Origin of the sequence: Streptomyces sp. SID486 (assembly GCF_009865385.1) — a bacterium.
Taxonomy (GTDB): domain Bacteria; phylum Actinomycetota; class Actinomycetes; order Streptomycetales; family Streptomycetaceae; genus Streptomyces.
In genome coordinates this window covers 1-1,772 of sequence record NZ_WWJT01000344.1, presented here as the reverse complement: position 1 = coordinate 1,772, position 1,772 = coordinate 1, and the positions used below count along the sequence as shown (strand labels likewise).

Genomic DNA, 1,772 nt, shown 5'->3' with positions numbered 1-1,772 from the left:
GAGCCGAAGCTGCCGAAGTAGTCGTGGTACATGACGCCCGCGAACACACCGGTGTCGGAGCCCCGCAGGCCGGCGGGGTCGATGGAGGCGCGCTCCAGCGCCTCCCAGGAGGTCTCCAGCAGCAGCCGCTGCTGGGGGTCGGTGACCTCGGCCTCCTCCTCGTCCATGGCGAAGAACGCCGGGTCGAAGTCGGGGGCGTCGTACAGGAAGGCCCCGTGCCGGGTGTAGCTGGTGCCCGGCCGGTCCAGCGTCGGGTCGTAGAGGTTCTCCACGTCCCAGCCCCGGTCGGCGGGGAACTCGCCGACGGCGTCCCGGCCTTCGGCGACCAGCCGCCACAGGTCCTCCGGCGAGGCGACACCGCCGGGGAAGCGGCAGGCCATGCCGATGACGGCGATCGGTTCGCCGGTGTCGGCGGGGGTCCGGGGGGCGGTGCGGGCGGCCGGGCCGCCGAGGGTGCCGGTGAGTTCGCCGAGCAGGTGGCGGGCGAGTCCGGCGGGGGTGGGGTGGTCGAACACGAGGGTGGCAGGCAGACGCAGGCCGGTCGCCGTGGTGAGCCGGTTGCGCAGTTCCACGGCGGCCAGGGAGTCGAAGCCGAGTTCCCGGAAGGGCAGGGTGCGGCCGACGTCCTGGGCGGAGCGGTAGCCGAGGATGGTCGCGACGTGGCTCTGCACGAGTTCGGTGAGGAACGCTTCGCGCTCGGTCTCCAGCAGTGCGGCGAGCCGGTCCCGCAGGGCGTCGGCACCGCCGGGTGTGCTCCGCCCGCCGGCCGCGCCGGCCCGGCGCACCGGGACGAGGCCGCGGAACAGCGGGGCGAGGGCCTCCCCCTGGGCGCGCAGGGAGGCCAGGTCCAGCTTCACCGGCAGCACGGCGGGGTCGGCGCCGCGTACGGCCGCGTCGAACAGGGCGACGCCCTCCTCGGTGGCCAGCGGGGCGACGCCGCCGCGGGCGATGCGCGTGAGGTCCGCCTCGTCGAGCGTGCCGGTCATCCCGCCGGCCTGCGCCCACAGTCCCCAGGCCAGGGAGTGCGCGGGCAGTCCGAGGGAGCGGCGGTGCACGGCGAGCGCGTCGAGGTAGGCGTTGGCGGCGGCGTAGTTGGCCTGGCCCGGTGAGCCGAGCGTGGCGGCGGACGAGGAGAACAGGACGAACGCCGACAGGTCCAGGGCGGCGGTGAGTTCGTGCAGGTTCCAGGCGCCGTCGACCTTCGGCCGGAACACGGTGTCGATCCGCTCCGGGGTCAGGGAGGTGAGCACGCCGTCGGCGAGGACGCCGGCCGCGTGGATCACGGCGGTCAGCGGCCGGTCGGCCGGTACGGCGTCGAGTACGGCGGTGAGCGCGGCGCGGTCGGCGACGTCACAGGCGACGCTGGTCACCTCGGCGCCCAGGGGGGTGAGTTCGGCGGCGAGGTCGTCGGTGGCGCCGCTGCGGCTGAGCAGCAGCAGGTGCCGGACGCCGTGCCCGGCGACCAGATGGCGGGCGAGGATCCGGCCGAGGGCGCCGGTGGCACCGGTGAGCAGGACGGTACCGGAACCGAGGGCAGTACCGGAGCGCCCCGGACCGTCGCCGGAGCCGAGGCCCTCTCGGCCGGTGCCGGGACCGGAACCGGGGACCCTACCCGAGCCTCCCGGACCGGCACCGGAGCCGAGGGCGGTGTCGGAGCCCCCCGGACCATTGCCGGAACCGAAGTCGGCACCGGGGCCCCCCGGACCGAAACCGAGACCCTCGCCCGGACCTTCCGGACCAGAACCGGGACCCTCGCCCGAACCCTCCGGACC

Annotated in this window: 1 protein-coding gene; it reads right to left on the bottom strand. The window is 75.6% G+C overall.

The window, feature by feature from the left end; all coding sequences use genetic code 11:
• Positions 1-1,772, bottom strand: a 1,772-nt coding sequence (locus GT045_RS15740) for a type I polyketide synthase (protein WP_237538621.1), incomplete at both ends; no start/stop codon positions are given.